Annotated in this window: 13 protein-coding genes and 1 pseudogene; 9 read left to right on the forward strand and 5 right to left on the reverse strand. The window is 35.6% G+C overall.

Annotation, left to right across the window (positions count from 1 at the left end):
* Positions 1-345 (reverse strand): annotated as a pseudogene (locus ACJAZK_RS09955) (PAS domain-containing sensor histidine kinase); the annotation flags it as partial.
* Positions 346-1,208: 863 nt separating this feature from the next.
* Between ACJAZK_RS09955 and ilvD the strand changes: the two are divergent.
* From ilvD to ACJAZK_RS09985, 6 genes are all read left to right on the forward strand, one after another.
* Positions 1,209-2,888: a dihydroxy-acid dehydratase gene (gene ilvD, locus ACJAZK_RS09960; protein WP_415223817.1), complete on the forward strand. Its 1,680-nt coding sequence runs from the start codon at positions 1,209-1,211 to the stop codon at positions 2,886-2,888.
* Between the two features lie 132 nt (positions 2,889-3,020).
* Positions 3,021-4,754 (forward strand): biosynthetic-type acetolactate synthase large subunit, encoded by a 1,734-nt coding sequence (ilvB, locus tag ACJAZK_RS09965; protein ID WP_415223818.1) that lies wholly within the window; start codon positions 3,021-3,023, stop codon positions 4,752-4,754.
* A gap of 53 nt (positions 4,755-4,807) precedes the next feature.
* The gene (ilvN, locus tag ACJAZK_RS09970) at positions 4,808-5,335 is read left to right on the forward strand and encodes an acetolactate synthase small subunit (protein WP_028872384.1); all 528 of its coding nucleotides are present in this window, start codon (positions 4,808-4,810) and stop codon (positions 5,333-5,335) included.
* Between the two features lie 14 nt (positions 5,336-5,349).
* Positions 5,350-6,849: a ketol-acid reductoisomerase gene (ilvC, locus tag ACJAZK_RS09975; RefSeq protein ID WP_415223819.1), complete on the forward strand. Its 1,500-nt coding sequence runs from the start codon at positions 5,350-5,352 to the stop codon at positions 6,847-6,849.
* A gap of 155 nt (positions 6,850-7,004) precedes the next feature.
* Positions 7,005-8,273: a threonine ammonia-lyase IlvA gene (ilvA, locus tag ACJAZK_RS09980; RefSeq protein WP_415223820.1), complete on the forward strand. Its 1,269-nt coding sequence runs from the start codon at positions 7,005-7,007 to the stop codon at positions 8,271-8,273.
* Positions 8,274-8,333: 60 nt separating this feature from the next.
* Positions 8,334-9,911: an NADP-dependent glyceraldehyde-3-phosphate dehydrogenase gene (locus tag ACJAZK_RS09985; RefSeq protein ID WP_415223821.1), complete on the forward strand. Its 1,578-nt coding sequence runs from the start codon at positions 8,334-8,336 to the stop codon at positions 9,909-9,911.
* Positions 9,912-10,252: 341 nt separating this feature from the next.
* Here ACJAZK_RS09985 and ACJAZK_RS09990 read toward each other — a convergent pair whose 3' ends face one another.
* Positions 10,253-11,719 (reverse strand): glutamate synthase subunit beta, encoded by a 1,467-nt coding sequence (locus ACJAZK_RS09990; RefSeq protein WP_415223822.1) that lies wholly within the window; start codon positions 11,717-11,719, stop codon positions 10,253-10,255.
* Between the two features lie 3 nt (positions 11,720-11,722).
* Complete coding sequence (gene gltB, locus ACJAZK_RS09995; RefSeq protein ID WP_415223823.1) at positions 11,723-16,219, reverse strand: glutamate synthase large subunit; 4,497 nt, start codon at positions 16,217-16,219, stop codon at positions 11,723-11,725.
* Between the two features lie 429 nt (positions 16,220-16,648).
* Here gltB and ACJAZK_RS10000 point away from each other — a divergent pair, with 429 nt between their 5' ends.
* The 3 genes from ACJAZK_RS10000 to ACJAZK_RS10010 are packed head-to-tail and all read left to right on the forward strand — an operon-like array spanning position 16,649 to position 19,236.
* On the forward strand, positions 16,649-17,635 hold the full coding sequence (locus ACJAZK_RS10000; protein ID WP_415223824.1) for an outer membrane beta-barrel protein: 987 nt from the start codon (positions 16,649-16,651) through the stop codon (positions 17,633-17,635).
* 24 nt (positions 17,636-17,659) lie between these two features.
* A complete protein-coding gene (locus ACJAZK_RS10005; protein ID WP_028871480.1) occupies positions 17,660-17,998 on the forward strand; it encodes a P-II family nitrogen regulator in 339 nt (112 codons plus the stop codon).
* A gap of 5 nt (positions 17,999-18,003) precedes the next feature.
* Positions 18,004-19,236 (forward strand): ammonium transporter, encoded by a 1,233-nt coding sequence (locus ACJAZK_RS10010; protein WP_415223825.1) that lies wholly within the window; start codon positions 18,004-18,006, stop codon positions 19,234-19,236.
* Between the two features lie 184 nt (positions 19,237-19,420).
* On the opposite strand, the gene ACJAZK_RS10015 is transcribed toward ACJAZK_RS10010, so the two are convergent.
* Complete coding sequence (locus tag ACJAZK_RS10015; protein ID WP_415223826.1) at positions 19,421-22,000, reverse strand: phosphoenolpyruvate carboxylase; 2,580 nt, start codon at positions 21,998-22,000, stop codon at positions 19,421-19,423.
* 4 nt (positions 22,001-22,004) lie between these two features.
* Positions 22,005-23,123: a 3-isopropylmalate dehydrogenase gene (gene leuB / locus ACJAZK_RS10020; RefSeq protein WP_415223827.1), complete on the reverse strand. Its 1,119-nt coding sequence runs from the start codon at positions 23,121-23,123 to the stop codon at positions 22,005-22,007.
* Positions 23,124-23,127 lie beyond the last annotated feature (4 nt).

A 23,127-nucleotide genomic window follows, 5' to 3' on the forward strand; every position in this document is an offset into this window, starting at 1 on the left:
ATATGCTGCGCCATAACTCTTAAATCTAATTTCTTCTCCTGTCTTATCAACACTAGCAAAAGAGGTAAACCAATGGTCTTCTATAACATCAACAATTGATGATATTTTTTTATTTATTAATTGTTCTTGGGTTTTGCCAAAAAAATTTGCGAAAGCAATATTTATTACCCTGATATAGAAATCGATGGGTTGTCCATTCTTGTCATAAATAAGTTCTATAACATCAACCATGTCTGCCATATTATCAAAGAACTTTTTATATAGTAGTTCTTGTGAAGAAGCAATTACATTTTTTTTTAATGCAACGAGCTCCTTTTCCAATTCTTTATACGGAGGTTTGCTCATAGTTTCACGATTTTAAATTAAATCTAGTGCGCTTTTGTTTTTAGCTGTTCATTTACTTTCTAAGTACCCCGCCCGTTTATAGGGGAGGGCTCTATTTCTTTTAATCTTAGCCCAGAGGTTGCTCATAAAATAACAAGGATCAATTTGTAATAATACATTAGAAATTAAAATACATGCCAGCCTAAATATACATAATTTAGTATTAAGTTAAATTTTATTCTTCTATTTTATAGTGTCGATCAATTCCCCTCGATTGTTATTTCTTAGAACCTTATCTTATTGCAAAACATAATGACAATTTGAAATTGATTTACTCTGAACTTTATAAATTCACAGCCTTACCCAGTTACTAAAGAAGCAAAATAATATTTAAATATTAACATTTTTAAAATAGTTAAATTATCTAAATATATACCTATCGCTAAAGTTCTTAGCACTTAACTACATTTATAATTCGAAATAGAATAGCATGGATTGCAAACGAAGCTGATAATTAATGCTTCACTTTAGAAACTGAGTCTAAAAAGATTGGTTTTTTTGAATTTGAACAGTTTATTTCAATTTAACATTAGAAAATAACACCTTAAACTACAACTTACAGTTAAATCATTTCAATTATTAATATTTCATTGAGATAAGTGGCCCGTTAATGACCTAAACAATAAGCTAATTTATAGCCTTACTTTTTATAGAGATTTTTTTATATATAAAAACTGCTTTTTGAACATCATAGAAGTTTATATTTAAAAATTTGATATTCAATTAATTAACTACAATTTTAAACTATTGAGTTTAACCTCTACAGAATAACAATAGAAGGTAACATAAACCAAACAAGTACTTTAGTTTGAGTAAATAGAAATATGAGTCAATTAAACAAATACAGTAGAACCGTAACGCAAGATCCAACGCAACCAGCAGCGCAAGCAATGTTGCATGCCATTGGATTAACTAAAGAAGATTTTTTTAAACCTATAGTTGGGATTGCAAGCACAGGTTACGAAGGCAACCCATGTAATATGCACCTCAATGAATTAGCAAAATTGGTAAAGGTAGGTACGAAAAATGAAGACATCATAGGATTAATTTTTAATACCATTGGTGTAAGCGACGGAATTTCTATGGGAACACCAGGAATGCGTTACTCATTACCATCTCGAGATATCATTGCAGATTCTATGGAAACTGTAGTTCAAGCCATGAGTTACGACGGTTTAATAACTGTTGTGGGTTGTGATAAAAATATGCCGGGAGCATTAATGGCAATGATACGCCTTGATCGCCCATCAATACTAGTCTATGGCGGAACCATTGATTCTGGTTGCCACAACGGACAAAAATTAGATGTGGTTTCTGCATTCGAAGCCTGGGGATCTAAAGTCGCGGGCACAATGGATGAAAACGAATACCAGAGTATCGTTGAAAAAGCATGTCCTGGTGCAGGAGCTTGTGGCGGCATGTACACTGCTAACACAATGGCGTCTGCAATTGAGGCTTTAGGCATGGCGCTACCTTTCAATTCTTCTAACCCAGCATTAAGCGATGCTAAAAAAGAAGAGTCTGTTAAAGCTGGTGAGGCCTTGAGGTTGCTTTTAGAGAAAGATATAAAACCAAGTGATATTATTACTAGGAAATCTCTTGAAAATGCGGTTCGATTAGTCACTATTTTAGGAGGCTCAACAAATGCAGTATTGCACTTTCTAGCAATAGCAAGAGCAGCTCAAATAGAGTTCACGCTTAAAGATTTTCAAGATATAAGTGATAATACACCCTTTCTAGCTGATTTAAAACCGAGTGGGAAATATCTTATGGAAGATGTTCATACTATTGGAGGAATTCCTGCAGTGATGAAATATTTACTTACAAAAGGCATGCTTCACGGGGATTGTTTAACCGTCACGGGAAAAACAATCGCAGAGAACTTATTAGATGTTGACGACCTAAAAGAAGGACAAGACGTTATCAAACCCATTGAAGATCCAATCAAGGTTTCTGGTCACTTACGTATGCTCTATGGAAATTTAGCAACTGAAGGAAGTGTCGCTAAAATCACAGGAAAAGAAGGTTTAAGTTTTAAAGGAAAAGCGAAAGTATTCGAAGGTGAATACGCAGCGAATGATGGCATTAGAGACGGAAAAGTAGAAAAAGGAGATGTTATTGTCATTCGATACGAAGGACCAAAAGGTGGACCAGGAATGCCAGAAATGCTAAAACCAACAGCCGCAATTATGGGTGCAGGCTTAGGTAAAGATGTTGCACTAATTACCGATGGACGGTTTTCTGGAGGAACGCACGGTTTCGTCGTTGGACACATAACTCCTGAAGCTCAAGAAGGAGGGACAATCGCATTAGTTAAAGATGGTGATATCATTACAATAGACGCAGAAACCAATTCTATTTCAGTTGAAGTTTCCGAAGAAGAATTACAAAAAAGAAGACAATCATGGAAAGCACCAGCGCTGAAATTTGAGCGTGGTGTCCTTTATAAATACGCAAAAACAGTATCATCAGCATCTAAGGGCTGCGTTACTGACGAGTTCTAACACCGTCCTGAGCAGACAGGAAAGTGACCAGAGAAAACTAAAAGTTAAAAAAGTAGCACAACAGTTAAGAACACAAGAATACGAGTAATCAAACAACAGCTCCCTCTTTAGGAGGGTTTAGGGAGAAAAAACATGAATACACAAACTATAAATGCCCAAATAAAAAACAATCAAACTACTGAGCGAATCTCTGGTAGCGAAGCCATCATAAAGTGTTTGTTAGCCGAAGGTGTAGAGATCCTTTATGGATATCCTGGAGGTGCAATTATGCCCGTTTATGACGAACTATACAAGTATCAGGATAAAATTCATCACGTATTAACACGACACGAACAAGGCGCTACACATTCTGCTCAAGGTTATGCAAGAATTTCTGGTAAAGTTGGTGTCGCTATAGCAACTTCTGGTCCGGGAGCTACCAATTTAATCACAGGAATTGCAGACGCGCAAATAGACTCAACTGCAATGGTGTGCATCACTGGTCAAGTAGGCTCACATTTATTAGGAACTGATGCCTTTCAAGAAACCGATATTATTGGTATTTCTACGCCTGTGACCAAATGGAATTGTCAAATTACTAAAGCCTCTCAGATTCCTGAAGTGATGGCGAAAGCATTTTATATCGCTAAAAGCGGAAGACCAGGACCTGTTTTAGTTGACATTACGAAAGATGCACAATTTGAAGAATTCGATTTTAAATACGAAAAATGCACAAGAATACGCAGTTATGTTCCAATACCTGAAACAGATAAAAATTCATTAATAGCTGCTGCCAAATTAATAAACACCGCAAAAAAACCTTTAATAGTTTGGGGACAAGGTGTGATTTTAAGTGAAGCGGAAGCGGAATTTAAAGCCGTAGTTGAAAAAGCAGGAATTCCATCAGCTTGGACTATTTTAGGAGCTTCAGCATTACCCACATCTCACAATTTAAACGTCGGCATGTTAGGGATGCATGGCAATTATGCTCCAAATGTATTAACCAACCAATGTGATGTTTTAATTGCAATTGGAATGCGATTTGATGATCGTGTTACAGGAAATACAGCAACCTATGCGAAGCAAGCAAAAGTGATTCATTTTGAAATAGACCCTGCAGAAATTGATAAAATTATAAAGACAGACGTTGCTGTTTTAGGAGATGCCAAAGCAAGTTTAAACGCGTTATTACCATTATTGAATGAGAATTCACATAAAGTGTGGCACCAGGAGTTTAAGGATTTATATAAAATAGAATACGAGAAAGTCATTAAAGGCGATTTATATCCCACCAAAGAGGGCTTAACGATGGGAGAAGTCATCAAAGAAATTAATACACAAACCAAAGGTGACGCGGCTATTGTGAGTGATGTTGGCCAGCACCAAATGATTGCCTGTCGCTATGCTCAATTTAACACCACTAAAAGCAACATTACTTCTGGTGGATTAGGCACTATGGGCTTTGCCTTACCAGCAGCAATTGGAGCAAAAATGGCTGCACCAGAACGTGAAGTAGTCGCCATTATTGGTGATGGCGGTTACCAAATGACCATTCAAGAGTTAGGGACCATTTTTCAGCAAAAAGTACCGGTTAAAATTGTGGTCTTAAATAATGAATTCCTCGGTATGGTTCGTCAGTGGCAACAGCTCTTTTTCGATAAACGTTATGCTTCTACGGAAATGGTAAACCCCGATTTCGTAGCGATTGCCAAGGGGTATTTTATTGATGCTAGAAAAGTAACAACCAGAACAGACTTAAAAGATGCCATTAAAGAAATGATTGCTAGCGATGGCCCTTATTTTCTAGAAGTAAGAGTGGAAAAAGAGGGCAATGTATTCCCTATGATTCCTACAGGAGCAAGTGTTTCAGAGATGAGATTGGAGTAGACTACAAAAAGAGCATATGAACAGAATATTAGAGCGCTAAACATAAAAGCAGAATGGACGAACATCAATTGTATACCGTATCGATTTACACTGAAAACAATATTGGATTGTTAAACCGTATTTCGGCAATTTTTCAAAGACGACATATTAACATAGAAAGTATTAATTCTTCAGTTTCTGAAATTGAAAATGTCACTAAATGGATTATGGTCGTTAAACTTTCTGAAGACCAAATGAAAAAAATCATAGGTCAAATTGAAAAGCAAGTCGAAGTCATTAAAGCGTATTATCATACCGAAGAAGAGACGATTTACCAAGAAACATGTTTATTTAAAATTAAATCTGACTTATTGTTCAATGAACGTCAAATTCAGAATATCATAAAAGATAGTTACGCTAGAATCGTCACTGTCAATAAAGAATTTTTTGTAATTGAAAAATCTGGAAGAAAAGAAGAAATAGACTTGTTACACAGAGAACTAAGCGTTTTTGGAATCATGCAATTCACCCGCTCTGGACGTATTGCAGTGACTAAAGACGAAATGAAAATATCTACAATGCTCAAGGCGTTGCAACATTAAAAACAACCGAAAAAATGTCAAATTATTTCAACACATTATCATTAAGAAATCAATTAGAACAATTAGGAAAGTGCCGCTTTATGGACGCTTCAGAATTTGAAGAGAGTGTCAACATTTTAAAAGGAAAGAAAATCGTAATTATAGGTTGCGGTGCACAAGGTTTAAATCAAGGTTTAAATATGCGTGACTCTGGCTTAGATATCTCTTACGCCTTACGTCAAGTAGCCATTGACCAAAAACGAGATTCCTTTAAAAATGCAAGATCAAATGATTTTACTGTTGGCACCTATGAAGAGCTTATTCCTAGTGCCGATTTGGTATTAAATTTAACACCAGATAAGCAACATTCTAATGTTGTAAAAAAGGTGATGCCCTTAATGAAAGAAGGAGCAACATTGAGCTACTCTCATGGTTTTAATATTGTTGAAGAAGGCACACAAGTGCGTGAAGATTTGACCGTGATCATGGTCGCACCGAAATGCCCAGGAACTGAAGTTCGTGAAGAATACAAACGTGGTTTTGGAGTACCAACCTTAATTGCTGTACATCCAGAAAACGATCCTGAAGGAAAAGGTTGGGCTCAGGCAAAAGCATATGCTGTCGCAACTGGCGGCCATAAAGCGGGCGTTTTAGAATCCTCCTTTATTGCCGAAGTAAAATCTGATTTAATGGGCGAACAAACTATTTTATGTGGTTTGCTACAAACAGGTGCCATTTTATCCTTTGACAAAATGATAGAAGAAGGAATAGAGGCTGGCTATGCTGCAAAACTAATTCAATACGGTTGGGAAACCATTACTGAAGCTTTAAAACATGGCGGAATAACTAATATGATGGATCGGTTATCTAACCCCTCAAAAATTAAGGCACATCAACTTTCTGAAGAATTAAAAGATATTATGCGTCCGCTTTTTGAAAAGCATATGGATGATATTATCTCAGGTCATTTTTCAAAAACAATGATGGAAGATTGGGCTAACGCTGATGTAAATCTATTAAAATGGAGGGCTGCAACTAGCGAGACTACATTTGAAAAAACAAAGCTAACCTCCAATTATATTAGTGAACAAGCCTATTTTGATCATGGCGTTTTGTTAGTAGCCTTTGTAAAATCTGGCGTAGAATTAGCATTCGAAACGATGGTAAGTACAGGCATAGTTGAAGAATCTGCCTATTACGAATCCTTACACGAATTACCATTAATTGCAAATACAATTGCTAGAAAAAAATTATTTGAGATGAATCGCGTGATTTCTGATACTGCAGAATATGGCTGTTACTTATTTGACCATGCCTGTAAGCCCTTATTAGCCGATTTTATGGAAACCGTAAAAACGGATGTTATTGGTCAATCATTTTCGACGTCAAACTCAGTAGATAATAGTGAATTAATTGCAGTAAATAATGCAATTAGGAGTCACCCAATTGAAGCGGTTGGTCAACGTTTAAGAGCGGCTATGACGTTAATGAAAGGGATTGAAACGACTACAGTTAAAGATTCAGTTTTCGCTTAGAACATAAATGAAGTTATAATATCACACTGAGCGCACCCAATAATTCTCGGAACGAAGGGCTAAGATAGAAATATATTTATTCTGTCAGGTTTTTCAAACCTAACAGGTATTAAAAAAGATGACAGGAAAAAGAAATTCCTGTTTTCGCAGGAATTATGGAAGAAACAAAAACAACCTACAGACCGACTCTAGAAGCAATTGAAGCTGCTGCTAAAAAATTAAAAGGTATCGCATCTGTGACACCTTTAATAAAAAATACACGCTACTCTAAGCAGTTTGGAGCCAACATTTATTTCAAAAGAGAGGATTTACAAGAAGTTCGTTCTTATAAAATACGTGGTGCTTATAATAAAATATCATCTTTAAATACGTCTCAAATAGAGAATGAAATTGTTTGTGCAAGTGCCGGTAATCACGCGCAAGGCTTTGCCCTCTCTTGTAAGTTATTAAAAATTAAAGGCACTATTTTTATGCCTTCACCAACACCTAATCAAAAAATTGAGCAGGTAAAAATGTTTGGCGAAGACTACATAGATGTTATTTTAGTTGGGGATACGTTTGATGACGCCTACCACGCCGCAATGACACAATCTGAAAGATTAAATAAAACCTTTATTCATCCGTTTAATGACAAAAAAGTGATTGAAGGTCAAGCAACGGTGGGTTTAGAAATTATAGAACAGGCTAAAAACCATCCAATTGACTATGTTTTTGTAGCGGTGGGAGGTGGCGGACTTGCTGCAGGGTTATCCTCTGTTTTTAAGATTTTATCACCACAAACTAGAGTTATTAGTGTCGAACCAAAAGGCGCAGCTTCTATGTTAACGTCCATTAGAAATAATAAAAACACAGAGTTGAAAACCATAGATAGCTTTGTAGACGGGGCTGCTGTTAAACGCGTTGGTGATTTAAACTTTGCCATTTGTAAAGAAACTCTGCACCGTGTAGTTGAAGTTGATGAAGGCAAAATTTGTCAAACTATTTTAGACCTGTATAATAAAGATGCCATCGTTGTTGAACCTGCAGGAGCTTTGAGTCTTTCTGCTTTAGATCAGTTTTCCGAAGAGATAAAAGGCAAAAATGTAGTGTGTGTGATTAGCGGAAGCAATAACGATATTACACGTACTGCAGAGATTAAAGAACGTGCCCTACTTTACGCAAATCTAAAACACTATTTCATTGTTAAGTTTCCGCAGCGCTCAGGCGCTTTAAGAGAATTTGTTGCAGAAATCTTAGGTCCGACAGATGATATTACACATTTTGAATACACAAAAAAAGCAAACCGTGAAAACGATGTTGCAGTAGTAGGTTTAGAATTAAAATCACCTAATGATTTAGAACCTTTAATTACCAAAATGAAGCTTCATAATTTCTATGGAGATTATTTAAATAATAAGCCTGACTTGTTTCAGTTTCTAGTTTAAAAAAAACCTATTAAAATTCCAAAAACCAGATTTATTTCAGACCTTAGTCTAAAAAAGATTATGAAGATTCCAAAGCAGTACCAAATTAATGAAATAGTAAATCAAAACACGTATTTAGTAGGTGGGGAATTAATCCCTTGGACTGGCGCCAGATCCAAAGTATATTCTTCAATCTCTTCTACTGAAGAGTACCAACCCACATTACTAGGCAGCATTCCAAATTTAGGAGAAAAAGAAGCTATAGAAGCGCTTGACGCAGCAGTTTTAGCTTATGATAAAGGCAAAGGTTTATGGCCAACGATGAAGGTTATAGATCGTATTGCATGTATGGAAAAGTTTGTAAAGCAAATGAAAACCAAACGCGAAGAAGTTGTTAAATTGTTAATGTGGGAAATTGGAAAAAATTTACCAGATTCAGAAAAAGAGTTCGATAGAACAGTAGACTATATTTACGATACTATTGAAGACTACAAACAAATGGATCGTGATAGTGCTAAATTTGAAAAAAATGCGGGCGTTAACGCTCATATTAGAAGGGGACCGCTTGGTGTCGTGTTATGTTTAGGACCTTATAATTATCCACTAAACGAAACTTTTGCGCTTTTAATTCCAGCACTAATTATGGGAAATACTTCCGTCTTTAAACCTGCAAAGCTGGGTGTTTTATTGTTATCCCCTTTATTAGAAGCCTTTCAAAACAGTTTTCCAAAAGGTGTTGTGAATATCATCTATGGCAGAGGGAGAATGGTGGCTACTCCAATTATGAAAGATGGTAGAGTTGACGTACTAGCTTTAATTGGTCACAGTAAATCTGCTAATGCCTTACAAAACGAACATCCAAAAAGTAACCGTCTTCGCATGGTTTTAGGCTTAGAAGCGAAAAATCCAGCAATTATTTTAAAAGATGCCGATTTAGATTTAGCTATAAGTGAATGTATTGCCGGGGCAACGTCTTTTAATGGCCAGCGTTGTACTGCTTTAAAAGTGCTATACGTGCACACAGATATTGTTGATGAGTTCAATATTCGTTTTTCAGAACAGGTAGATGCTTTAAAATTTGGAAACCCTTGGGATGACGGCGCAAAACTAACACCTTTACCAGAACCAGATAAACCAGCATATATCCAAGAGTTAATTGATGATGCTAATAGAAAAGGCGCGAAAATAATCAATAAAAAAGGAGGAGAAACGACTGATAATTATATTTTCCCAGCGGTTTTGTATCCTGTAACAAAAGATATGCGAGTGTATGCGGAAGAACAATTTGGACCTGTAATTCCTGTGATCCCATTTTCAGATATAGAGGAGCCATTAGACGATATGGCCGAATCAAATTACGGACAACAAGTAAGTTTGTTTGGTAAAGATGTAAAAACATTAGCTCCTTTAATCGATACTCTAGTAAATTTAGTTTGCCGAGTAAACTTAAACAGCTCTTGCCAACGGGGACCAGATGTCTATCCGTTTACAGGCCGAAAAGATTCTGCTGTTGCGACTTTGAGTGTTCACGATGCATTACGTGCATTTTCAATTAGAACGTTTGTTGCTTCAAAAGACAATGCTTATAATAATGCCATTTTAAAGGATTTATTAAACTCTAGAGCGTCAAATTTTGTGAGTACAGATTACATCATCTAAGACTAATTCTAAAACGAGATCTAATCAAATTGGATCTCGTTCTTTAAGGCAACATATTTTGAATGAAAATAGCCGCAATAGAAGCGGGCAATTCAGGTTTATCAATTGCAAAAGGATTACTACCCAGTGACACTTCAAGCTCTTTGTCTTTAACAAAATAACATATTGAAGATTATCTAAAGGTCTTAATAATACACGCTTTTTAACGGCACTCAAACTATCAATTTATTTTTTGGGCTTTAATAATCTAGTGTTACTATTTCTTGTTTAACAGCTTTCTGAATTACCCATCGATTCTTATTTCACAATTGGGTCTTCGTGAATCTTCGATTTCCCATGTATTAGGCTCTAGGCAAATCACTATCATCTTTTAAAGGCAAATAAGATTCTCCCATTAAATACCTGTCTACGTGATATGCAGCCTGACGACCCTCTGAAATTGCCCAAACAATCAATGACTGTCCACGACGCATATCTCCAGCAGCAAATATTCCAGAAACATTAGTTGTGTAATCTTTTGTTGATGCTTCAATATTGGTTCTAAAATCCATATCTAAACCAAATTGATCAGCAAGTGTTTTTTCAGCTCCTGTAAATCCGAGAGCTAATAAAGCTAAATCACATTCCCATTCTTTTTCTGTCCCTTCAACTTCTATTAATTGAGGTCGTTCGCCTTGTTTAAAAACCCATTCCACTTCAACAGTCTTTAACCCTTTCAAGTTTCCTTTTTTATCTCCAATAAATTCTTTGGTTGATACACTAAAAAAACGCTCTACGCCTTCTTTATGAGACGATGTTGTTTTCAGTTTCATAGGCCAATATGGCCAAGGTTGGTGTGCTGGACGACCTTCAGACGGCTTACTTAAAATCTCAAAATTAGTCACTGATTTTGCTCCGTGACGATTGGAAGTCCCAATACAATCACTACCTGTATCTCCTCCTCCAATAACAATAACGTTTTTGTTTTCTGCGGAAATCACTGCTCCAAAATCAACTAAACCATCAACATATTGATTGTTTAGTTTTAAGAAATCCATCGCTTGAGTCACACCCTTTAAATTTGCTCCAGGAATTGGAATGCTTCGTCTAACGGTAGCACCTCCACATAAAACAATAGCATCAAACTCATCTTTTAAATGATTCGCGTCTATATTCTCTCCAACATGAGCATTGGTCTTAAAAACAATACCTTCTTCTTCTAAAACTGTTATCCGTCTATCGATAACATTTTTTTCCATTTTAAAATCTGGAATTCCGTAACGTAATAAACCACCAACTTTTTTATCGCGTTCAAAAACAGTAACGGTATGTCCTGCACGATTTAATTGTTGTGCAGCAGCCAATCCAGCAGGTCCAGACCCAATGACTGCAACCGTTTTTTTAGTTCTTACTTTTGGTGGATTCGCAACGATCCATCCTTCATTAAAAGCGGTTTCAACAATATTTTTTTCAATATTTTCAATTGTTACAGGATCTTCATTAATTCCCAATACGCAAGCTTCTTCGCAAGGTGCTGGGCATAAACGACCAGTAAATTCAGGGAAATTATTAGTTTTATGTAAAATTTCAGCAGCTTCTTTCCATTTACCTTTATAGACTTTATCATTAAAGTCCGGAATAAAATTTCCTAACGGACAACCACTATGGCAAAACGGAATGCCACAATCCATGCAACGTGCACCTTGATTTTTTAGCTTTTCTTCTTCTAACGGAATTGTAAATTCTTTATAATTATCAATACGTTTTTCAGGAACTATATAACTTTCGTCTTGACGCCTATACTCTAAAAACCCTGTTGTCTTTCCCATAATCTAAGCTAATTCTAATTGTTCTTGTTTTAATCTCACTAAGGCTTGTCTGTATTCCTCTGGTAGCACTTTTTTAAACTTCGGAAGGTAGTTTTCCCAATCTTCTAAAATACGCTTTGCTAACGGACTCGACGTCGCCACAACATGGTTACTGATTAATTGTCTTAGTTGCTCTATATCGTCTTTGAATATAATTGGATCAATATTTAGATCGTCTGAATTGCAATTTTGTTTGAACTGGTCTTTTTCATCTAGTACATAGGCAATTCCGCCACTCATTCCTGCTCCAAAATTTCGTCCTACGGTACCAAGAATAACTGCAATTCCCCCAGTCATGTATTCGCAACCATGATCTCCAATACCCTCAACTACTGCTTTTGCTCCAGAATTTCTAACACAAAATCGTTCTCCAGCTTTTCCGTTTATGTAAACCTCTCCTGACGTTGCTCCATAGAGGGTGACGTTTCCTGTGATGATATTATCTTCTGGAATAATAGTGCATTTTTCTGGTACTTTGATGATTAATTTTGCACCAGATAATCCTTTTCCGAGGTAATCATTAGTATTTCCATGTACTGTAAATGATAACCCCTTGGTTGCAAAAGCTCCAAAACTTTGTCCTGCAGATCCATTAAAATCAATATTAATAGTGTCATCGGGCAAACCATCAGCTCCATAAATTTTAGAGATTTCGTTACTTATAATGGCGCCAACTGCGCGATCTATATTCGTAATAGGCATTTCTAGATGTGTTTTTTGTCTTCGAAATAATGCTTGATGCGCTTGTTTAATAATTTTGAAATCTAAATGCACACTCAAATTGTGGTCTTGACAGTAGGTATTATATAATTTAACATCGTCAGCAACTTTTACTTTATGTAAAATTGGTGTTAAGTCGATACCTGACGACTTATAATGATCAATCGCTTTATTTCTATTTAATTTTTGAGATTGCCCTACCATATCATTGATTGTTCTAAACCCAAGTTTAGCCATAATTTCACGTACTTCTTGAGCTACAAAATACATGTAGTTAACGACGTGCTCTGGCTTGCCTTTAAACTTCTTACGCAACTCAGGATTCTGTGTGGCAATACCAACAGGACAGGTATTTAAATGACACACACGCATCATAATGCAACCTGAAGCGACTAAAGGCGCTGTTGCGAAACCAAACTCTTCAGCGCCTAACAAGCATGCAATCGCAACATCCCGACCCGTTTTTAACTGTCCGTCACATTCTAAAACGATTCGATTTCTCAAATCGTTCATCACCAATGTTTGTTGCGCTTCAGCGATCCCTAACTCCCAAGGTAAACCACAATGTTTTTGAGAAGTTAAAGGTGTTGCTCCAGTTCCACCGTCGAAACCAGCAATTAAAATAACATCTGCTTTTGCTTTGGCAACTCCTGCCGCGACAGTTCCTACGCCAATTTCTGAAACTAACTTCACATTGATTCGTGCTGATCTATTTGCCGACTTTACATCGTAAATTAATTGTGACAAATCTTCAATTGAATAAATATCATGGTGTGGTGGTGGTGAAATTAACCCAACATAAGGTGTTGAGTTTCGTGTTTTTGCAATTTCTTTATTCACTTTTGGCCCAGGTAATTGTCCGCCTTCACCAGGCTTCGCGCCTTGAGCAATTTTTATCTGAATTTCGCTCGCACTTGTTAAGTAATTGGATGTGACTCCAAAACGGCCTGAAGCCACTTGCTTAATGGCCGAGTTTTTCCAATCACCTTGCGAACTCTTATAAAAACGTTCTTGATCTTCTCCGCCTTCGCCAGAATTAGATTTACCTCCAATTCTATTCATGGCAATTGCCAAATTTTCGTGCGCTTCTTTACTAATTGAACCATAAGACATAGCTCCAGTTTTAAAGCGTTTTACGATCTCTGTCCAAGGCTCTACATCATCTAAAGGAATAGGATCGAATTGATCGAATTCAAATAAACCTCTAATTGTCATTAAGTGCTCAGATTGATTATTTACCAAATCAGAATACTCCTTAAAAGTAGAGGCCTTGTTGGTTCTTACAGATTCTTGAAGTTTGGCAACCGTTAACGGATTAAACATGTGTTTTTCTTGACCACGTCTCCACCTATATTCACCCCCTATTTCTATATCTGCATCTGTATCATTGGACTGAAATGCTCTTTTATGACGCTTTACAATTTCTTGCTCAATTTCTCTAAGACCAATACCCTGAATACGGGTTGGTGTATTTGGAAAGTATTTTTCAACTGTCTTTGTATTGATTCCAATGCACTCAAAAAGCTGTGAACCACGATAAGAGTTTAACGTTGAAATTCCAATTTTATTCATCACTTTCAAGATGCCTTTACCTACTGCTTTATTGTAATTTTTAATGGCATCGAGGTATTCTAAATCTATGTCTGAATTATTTATCTGTTCCTGAACAATTTCATTTACGATATACGGGTTTACGGCACTCGCTCCAAAACCAAATAATAAAGCAAAATGATGCACTTCACGAGGCTCTGCAGATTCTATAATTAAACTAACTCTCGAACGTTTCTCTAGTTTATGTAAGGCATGATTTACATATGAGCAAGCTAGTAATGCTGGAATTGGAGCATGGTTTTCATCAACATATCTATCTGAAAGGATTATAATATTTGCACCATTATCAATTGCTTTTGAAGCTTTAATAACTAAATTTTCAAGAGCGACTTCCAATTCATTTAAACCTCGATTTACTTCATATAACATAGAAATAGATTCGATTTTAAAATCAGGATTGGTATCATAATCTCTAATCTTATCCAAATCATGTTTTGAAATGACAGGGTTCTGGATTTTTAACTTTTTACAATGGTCTGCGTTAACATCAAATAGATTAACATCGCTGCCTAAAGTTAAACTGATATCAGTAATTAATTCCTCACGAATACCATCCAAAGGCGGATTAGTAACTTGAGCAAACAATTGTTTGAAATAATTGTAAATAAGTTGTGGACGCTCAGATAAAATAGCAATTGGCGTGTCGCTTCCCATAGAACCAATAGGCTCTTTACCCAATTGGGCCATCGGACTAATAATAGTATTTAAATCTTCTTGCGTATATCCAAAAACTATTTCACGCTTTTTTAATTCAATTTCATCATATTTAATTGGTCCTTTTTTAGCTTTAAGATCTCGTAAATGCACCAGGTTTTCATCTAACCACTTTCTATAAGGATGTCTTGAAGCTATCTCTTCTTTTATTTCTTCATCATTTATAATTCTACCCTTATTCATATCCACTAAAAACATTTTCCCCGGCTCTAAACGACCGTGATATTCAACGTTTTCTGGTTTAATGTCGACAACTCCTGTTTCCGAAGACATAATAACATTACCTAATTTTGTCACGGTGTAACGCGAAGGGCGTAATCCGTTTCTATCTAAAACCGCACCAATGAAATTACCATCTGTAAACGGAATGGAAGCTGGCCCATCCCAAGGCTCCATTAGGCAAGAGTTGTATTCATAAAATGCTTTTTTAGCATCAGACATGTTTGGGTTTTTTTCCCAAGCTTCTGGCACGAGCATCATCATTGCTTCAGGTAGTGAACGACCTGTCATTAATAATAATTCAACCACCATATCTAAGGTCGCTGAATCTGATTTTCCTTTTAAAATCGTTGGGATTATCTTTTTAATGTCATCTCCAAACAAGGGACTTTCCATAATTTCTTCACGTGAAAACATACGTGACACATTTCCTCTTAGTGTATTAATCTCCCCGTTATGACATATATACCTAAACGGTTGTGCTAAATCCCATGTTGGAAAAGTATTCGTAGAAAAACGTTGGTGCACTAAAGCTAACCTTGTATCTAAAGCCGAATTAAACAAATCGAGATAATACTCATTAATATGCTCTGGTTTTAGTAAACCTTTAAAGATTATAATTTTAGTTGATAAACTGGGTAGGTAAAAGAATTGTGCTTCAGATAACTTTGAGTCATATATGGTATGTTCTGTAATTTTACGGGCTGCAAATAATTTTAAGTTAAAATCTCTATCTGTTTGTTTGTCGTCAGTCTTTCCAATAAAAATTTGTTTTACAAAAGGCTCTGTCACTTTAGCAATATCTCCTAAAACAGCACTATTAACAGGCACATCTCTCCAGCCAATTAATTTAAGATTTTGTTTTTTAATTTCAGCTTCAAAAATATCAATACAATATTGACGTTGATTCTCCTTTTTAGGAAGAAACACATTACTAACTGCATATTCTCCAGCTGTAGGCAAATCGAACTCACAAAATATCTTAAAGAACTTGTGTGGAATATCAATTAAAATACCTGCTCCATCTCCAGTTATACCATCTGAACTCACAGCACCACGATGCTCTAATTTGACTAATATTTCGAGCGCTTTATGAATGATATCATTGGAGCGTTTACCCGTTAAACTACATATAAATCCAGCACCACAATTATCATGTTCAAATTCTGGTAAATACAACCCTTGTTTCTTCAGCATAATTCAGAAAATTTAAAGGTTTTTCAGACCTCATTATATCTGTAATATAGATGCTATAGTTTGATTAAAAAAAAGTCGGAAACACTTTTCAAGAATTCACAAAATGACTCTATTTAATTACACTATATATAATGAACATGTTACCTCACTGTTAAATCAACAATGAAAATAAATCAATATAAATCACTTTTTTTTACGAAAAGGTTTGCGTACGACTATGATCTTTAAATATTTAGTGTTTATCCTCTACTTTTTCACGAAAGTCAATTATCAATTTAACAAAAAAATATGTTAAAATAATTTAACCCCTAAATTTTAGGGGTTAAAAATTATAAATTAATAAAAATATCTAAAGTAACCCTATTTTTTATATAGTAATACGTCTTTTTATATAGATTTGATTCAAATAATCTATAACTAACAATTTTTATGAAGCATTTATTTACTTTAATTTTAGTATTTATATCAATACTATTAACAGCCCAAGAAACAGCAGAAAACACTTCAGGTAAAAAATTCTCTTTTGAGGGAAGTGTTGATGTCTACCACAGAACAAATTTAACAGCACCAAATGATCAAGACCAAATTGCACCGGGAACATCGTTTGCTGACACAGCAGGATTTTCGCTAGGTATGGCAAATATTATTGCCTCTTACGAAAAAGGCAAAGTCGGAGGAGTGGCAGATTTAGTATTTGGTCCACGCGGCGAAGCTGCCAGTGCAACCGTACTAAATCAATTATTTGTGTTCTACAATATAAGCGAAAACACAAAACTTACGTTTGGAAAGTTTAATACCTTCTTAGGATATGAAGTTATTGCGCCTGCAGGAAACTTTAACTACTCGACATCATATTTGTTCTCAAATGGTCCATTTTCTCATACAGGTATAAAAGCAGATTTCACATTATCTGAAGACCTAAGCTTAATGTTGGGTGTATTCAATCAAACAGATGTTACCGAGTTTAATCCTGACGGAAGTTATGCAATCGGAGCTCAATTGGGCTATAGTGGTCACTATTTAAATCTACTATATGATGACGCAGGCCTAGGCTTTGAAATCGATTATACTGGTGGATTTGATGCTTCAGACGAATTCTTCATAGGTATAAATGCTGCTTATGCAGACAATGATGGCGAAGGCTTTTATGGTGTCGATCTTTATCCACAATATAGCATAAACCAGTCTTTCTCCTTGGGTTTAAGAGGTGAATATTTCCAAACCATGAGCGAATTTATAGAAGATGACCTTAGTGTAATTGGATTAACGTTAACAGGAAGCTACACTTTAGATGATTTAACGATCAAGCCCGAATTAAGATTAGATAGTGGGTCTGAGGACATTTTTATCGATACAGATTTAATGAATACAAAAAGCCTAGCCTCTTTTGTAGTTGGTGCCATTTACACATTTTAATTAAAATAACTAACACTAGAAATTATGAAAAAAGTAGAAGCAATCATTAGGAAATCAAAATTTTCCGCAGTAAAAAAAGCACTGCATGAAGTGGGTGTTAATTTCTTCTCCTATTGGGACGTCACTGGATTAGGTAATGAAAAAGAAGGACATGTTTATAGAGGCGTATCCTATAGCACAAGCGATATACAACGTCGCTATTTATCAATTGTCGTTAATGATGACTTTGAGGCTGTGACCATTAAAGCCATTCTAGAAGCTGGCTCAACTGGGGAAGTTGGAGATGGAAAAATATTTATCTCTAACGTCGATGAAGTTTACAGAATTAGAACAGGAGAAAAAGGAGGAAACACTTTAAAATAAAAAACATGGAATTACTTACTACAAATAATGTATGGATGATGATCTGTACTGCACTCGTTTTCTTTATGCACTTAGGTTTTGCATTTTTAGAAATCGGACTAACACGTCAAAAAAACACAATTAATATTTTATTTAAAAACATATTTATAATTACCGTTGGATTACTACTGTACTGCATAGTCGGTTTTAATTTAATGTATCCAGGAGAATTTAATGGGTTTTTAGGATTTGCTGGATTTGGGCTGGACGCTCCATTAAATGACGCTGGCACTTTAGACTTGGCTTATAATGAAGGCTATACGTATTGGACAGATTTCTTATTTCAAGGCATGTTTGCAGCAACAGCCGCGACTATAGTTTCTGGAGCTGTCGCAGAACGCATGAAAATTGGCCCTTTTATGGTCTTTACTGTAATCTACGTAGGCTTAATTTATCCTATTGCAGGCTCATGGAAATGGGGAGGTGGGTTTTTACAAACTCTAGAAACTCCTTTTTATGACTTTGCAGGGTCAACGTTAGTGCATTCTGTTGGTGGATGGGCAGCATTAGTAGCTGTTTGTTTACTTGGTGCTAGAATTGGAAAATTAAAAGACGGAAAACCCCAAGCCATACCAGGACATAACATCCCACTAGCGACAGCCGGAGTTTTTATCTTATGGCTAGGTTGGTTTGGATTTAATGGAGGTTCTGTTTTATCTGCAGATCCAGAATTAACATCAATAACATTAGTTACTACTTGTTTAGCCGCCTCAGCTGGAGGCATTGTAGCTGCCTTAGTATCGTTTATAAGATTTAAAAACATGGATTTAACTATGTTTTTAAATGGGATTTTAGGAGGATTAGTTGGCATTACGGCAGGTGCGGATCAGATGAGTCCAACAGATGCTGTTTTAATTGGTGCAATAGCTGGAGCAATAATTGTTTTTGCAGTATCTCTAATTGACAGATTAAAACTCGATGACCCTGTTGGAGCTATCGCAGTACATTTAGTTTGTGGTATTTGGGGAACTTTAGCTGTTGGTCTCTTCGGTAATTTAGCCAGTGGAGCACAATTTGCAAGTCAGTTGATTGGCGTTGCTTCCTACGCAGCAATCTGCATTACGTCTTCATTTTTAATCATTTTTATTATAAAGAAAACAGTTGGAATACGAGTTTCAGAAAAAGAAGAATTAGAAGGCCTTGACGCTCATGAACATGGTATGGATGCCTATCCAGACTTCAGATTGAATGAGCATTAAGATTGTTATTTTATTTAATTAGTTAGGGAATAAACCCTCAAGAAGAAATTTTTGAGGGTTTGTTATGCTCTAAACTGAAATAACCAGTCAAAGTCGTCATATAATGTCTAATTAAGAGAGCACCATAAAATAAAACGTTTAGCACTTATAAATCAACAAGCGCTTTCTATATAATTCATAACCTTTAAGCTGAATTTCTACTAGCATTAATATTTCCGAAGAGAGAACGTGTTACCATTTTTTGATAAATCTCTATTTCTTCACCAGAAGTAATACCGTTTTTCTCCAGTTCCTGTATCTTTTTTAAAGCATATTGCTGAATCGTCAACAATGGCAAAACAATAGACTCCCTAACTGCGATAGATGCTTTTCCTGCAGGCTCTTCTTCCATAAGCTCTTTATAATCGGTAAGCTTTAAAAGCAAACGTTTTGAGGTTTGATATTCATTATAAATGACATTCCAAAATCCTCCATACTCAGGATCTTCACTCATATACTTAGTTAAATCAAAAAATGACTTAGACAAGGACATCATACTATTTTCAATGAGTGTTTTAAAGAAATCTGATGTTTGAAATAGAAGTTGCGCCTTATCAAATTGATTGGTATCCTCATAATGCTTAAGCGCTGTGCCAACTCCGAAAAATCCGGGAACATTTTGCTTTAATTGACTCCAAGAACCTACAAATGGGATAGCTCTTAAATCTTCAAAAACTAAGCCTTCTGCCTTTCCTCTTTTTGAAGGACGACTCCCAATATTAGTTTTAGCATAGTATTTTAAAGTACTCATATGCTCCAAATAAGGAATAAATTTAGGATGTGCTTTAAAATTTTTATAAGCTTCATAGCTCAATTTAGACAAGTCATCCATGACCGATCTATTATCTGGATGCATTCTTAAATCCTTATCGCTTAAACTATTATAAATCCCAGAACTAATTAGTTGCTCTAAGTTATATTGCGACGATTCTAAAGTTCCAAAATTTGAACTAATAGTTTGACCTTGGACTGTTAATTGAACTTCATCATCTTCTATCGTAGGTCCTAATGAGGCGTAGAAATTATGCGTTTTCCCTCCTCCACGCGCTGGAGGCCCTCCTCTGCCATCAAAGAAAATTACAGTAATTCCATGTTGTCTAGAAACCGTTGTTAAATTTTCTTTGGCTTTATAAATTGCCCAATTAGCCATTAAATAACCACCATCCTTGGTACCATCACTAAATCCAAGCATAATGGTTTGCTTATTTCCTCTTGATTTTAAATGCGTTGCGTACTCAGGATTGGCATATAACTGACCCATAACTGCTGGTGCATTCTCCAAATCTGTAATCGTTTCAAATAGGGGTCCAATATCAACAGTTAATTTGTCATGAAATGCTACTAATTTAAGCATCGCAAATAACTGCATCACGTGCAATGTCGTTTGATTATTACTAATTATATATCGATTTGCAGCTAGCTCACCATTATTATCTTGAATCGTTTTAATAGCTCGCATTGTTTGTAAAGCTTTTAACGTTTCTTCGTCTTTTATTAGTGACAGATCAACTGAGCCTTCAACTTTTGACAAAATTTGGATGTGTTCTTTTTCGGATAATTCGTGGTAATTCTTCGGAAATATCTTACTCCCACTTTTAATTAACACATTAACCATATCGTCAAAAAACTGAGCATGTTTTCTACTATCTTGACGAATATCAAGGTTTGCAAAATGGAACCCAAACAAATGAATTTTATTTAAAAGACTATTAACCTCGTCAACATAAAGCGATTGATGCTTAGCAATAATCAACCCTTTGATTTCGGTTAATTCATTCTTGAAGAAATCTATAGTGAGTTTAGATTTTTTATTTGTTATAATTTTATAAAGCTCTCTCTCAATCGCGACAATTCTATCTTCTACACCTTGAAAGGTTAATTTACGTCGTAGCATCCTGATATCTCTATGATAGTTTTTAATGACTGTTCGGTGCAACCTGTCGGCAACTTTTAGAGTTATTTCTGGAGTAACGAATGGGTTTCCGTCTCTATCACCTCCTGGCCAAAAACCGATATTAATTATATTATTATCAATATGTTTTCCGTCAAAAATATTTTGTTGAATGTAATCATAAATCATTCCGAAGGATTTATAAAATACATTTTCCAAATACCAAATTAAGCTTACCGCTTCATCATAAGGTGTTGGCTTTTCGTGTTTAAAAAATGGTGTTTTTCCAAGTTGCGCTAACAAATCATTGATTTTCAATAAGTCATTTTCTTTAACCGCTTCTGTCAAATCTGTAATAATACCTAAAACAGATCCCGGATAAAATTGAGTTGGATGCGCTGTAAGCACTATTCTAACTTTAAATTTCTGAAGATATTTTTGAAGGGTTGCCAGTTTATTTTCTGCAGAAGCCGATTCTTTTAAACTACGTAATGTTCCAATCCCATCCATATTATTTACTACAGGAAAAGCGGCATCTTCAATAGCATCAAACAATACCACTTGGCGTTCTATATATTGTATAAAACGGAACAATAAATCAATCTGACTTTTTTCTGATCGTCTTGCTTGATATTTCTTAAAAAAGTCATTGACGATGGTTGTTGGATTTTCTCCAGCTTCAAAACCTTTTTTACAGGTTTCATGAAACAATGGCAATAATGCTCCTGTTTTTGTAATGGTATCAAAAGGCAATGTCATAAAAATACTATTGTAAATCTGGTATTTTGACAATACATTTTGATTAAACCTTATAAGCTTTGGCTGTGTTGACATCTAGTTATATTATTGTTGACTGCCCGACATGAATATTATTAAAATTCATATTAGTGTCTCCAGGATTATGAATAAAATCAGCTATAAAATCACCTACTTTACTCGTAGAGATAGTATCATATTTTGAATTAATATCTGGTGTTGAAATATGCAATTTTAAAGATTTCTCCACAGCTATTCTTATCATTTGTGCTTCATTTAATAATTCAAAATGCTCCAGTAGCATAGCTGCAGACAAAATAGAAGCAATTGGATTGGCAATTCCTTTATTGGTTGCCTGCGGGAAGGAACCATGAATAGGCTCAAACATCGCATGCTTTTTTCCTACAGAAGCTGATGCTAATAAACCTATTGATCCTCCTATCACACTCGCCTCATCACTAATGATATCTCCAAACATATTTTCGGTTAAGATAACATCAAATTGTTTAGGATTCAAAATCATTTGCATTGCTGCATTGTCTACAAATAAGAAATCTAATTCTACATCGTTATATTGCTTAGCAATCTCAGTCACCACTTTTCGCCATAATCTCGAAGTCTCTAAAACATTAGCCTTATCAACAAGTGTCACCTTACCTCTCCTACTCTGAGCAGCTTCAAATGCTAAATGCGTAATTCGTTCAATCTCCTCTCGTGAATATTGACATAAATCTGATGCCATATTACCATCTTCACTCAATTCTTTTTTTCCGAAGTAAATACCCCCCGTCAATTCACGATAGATACTAATATCAACGCCTTCAATAATATGCCGTTTTAAAGGTGACTTATCTAGGAGCGTATCATATGCTTTTACTGGTCTTATATTAGCAAATAGCCCAAGCTCTTTTCTCAATTTGAGTAGTCCTTGCTCTGGACGAACTTTTGCAGATGGATCATTATCATATTTAGGATGACCAATCGCCCCAAATAAAATAGCATCGCTAGAGGCACACAATGTCAAGGTCTGCTCTGGCAAAGGAACGCCATAATTATCAATAGCAACAGCGCCCACATCTGCTGTTCTAAATTTAAACATATGATCAAATTCTAAAGCAATAGCTTTTAAAACCTTTATGGCTTGATCTGTAACTTCTGGACCAATACCGTCACCTGGCAATACTGCAATTTCTAATTTCATATGT

The sequence above is a fragment of the Psychroserpens sp. genome (assembly GCF_047633235.1).
Lineage (GTDB): Bacteria > Bacteroidota > Bacteroidia > Flavobacteriales > Flavobacteriaceae > Psychroserpens.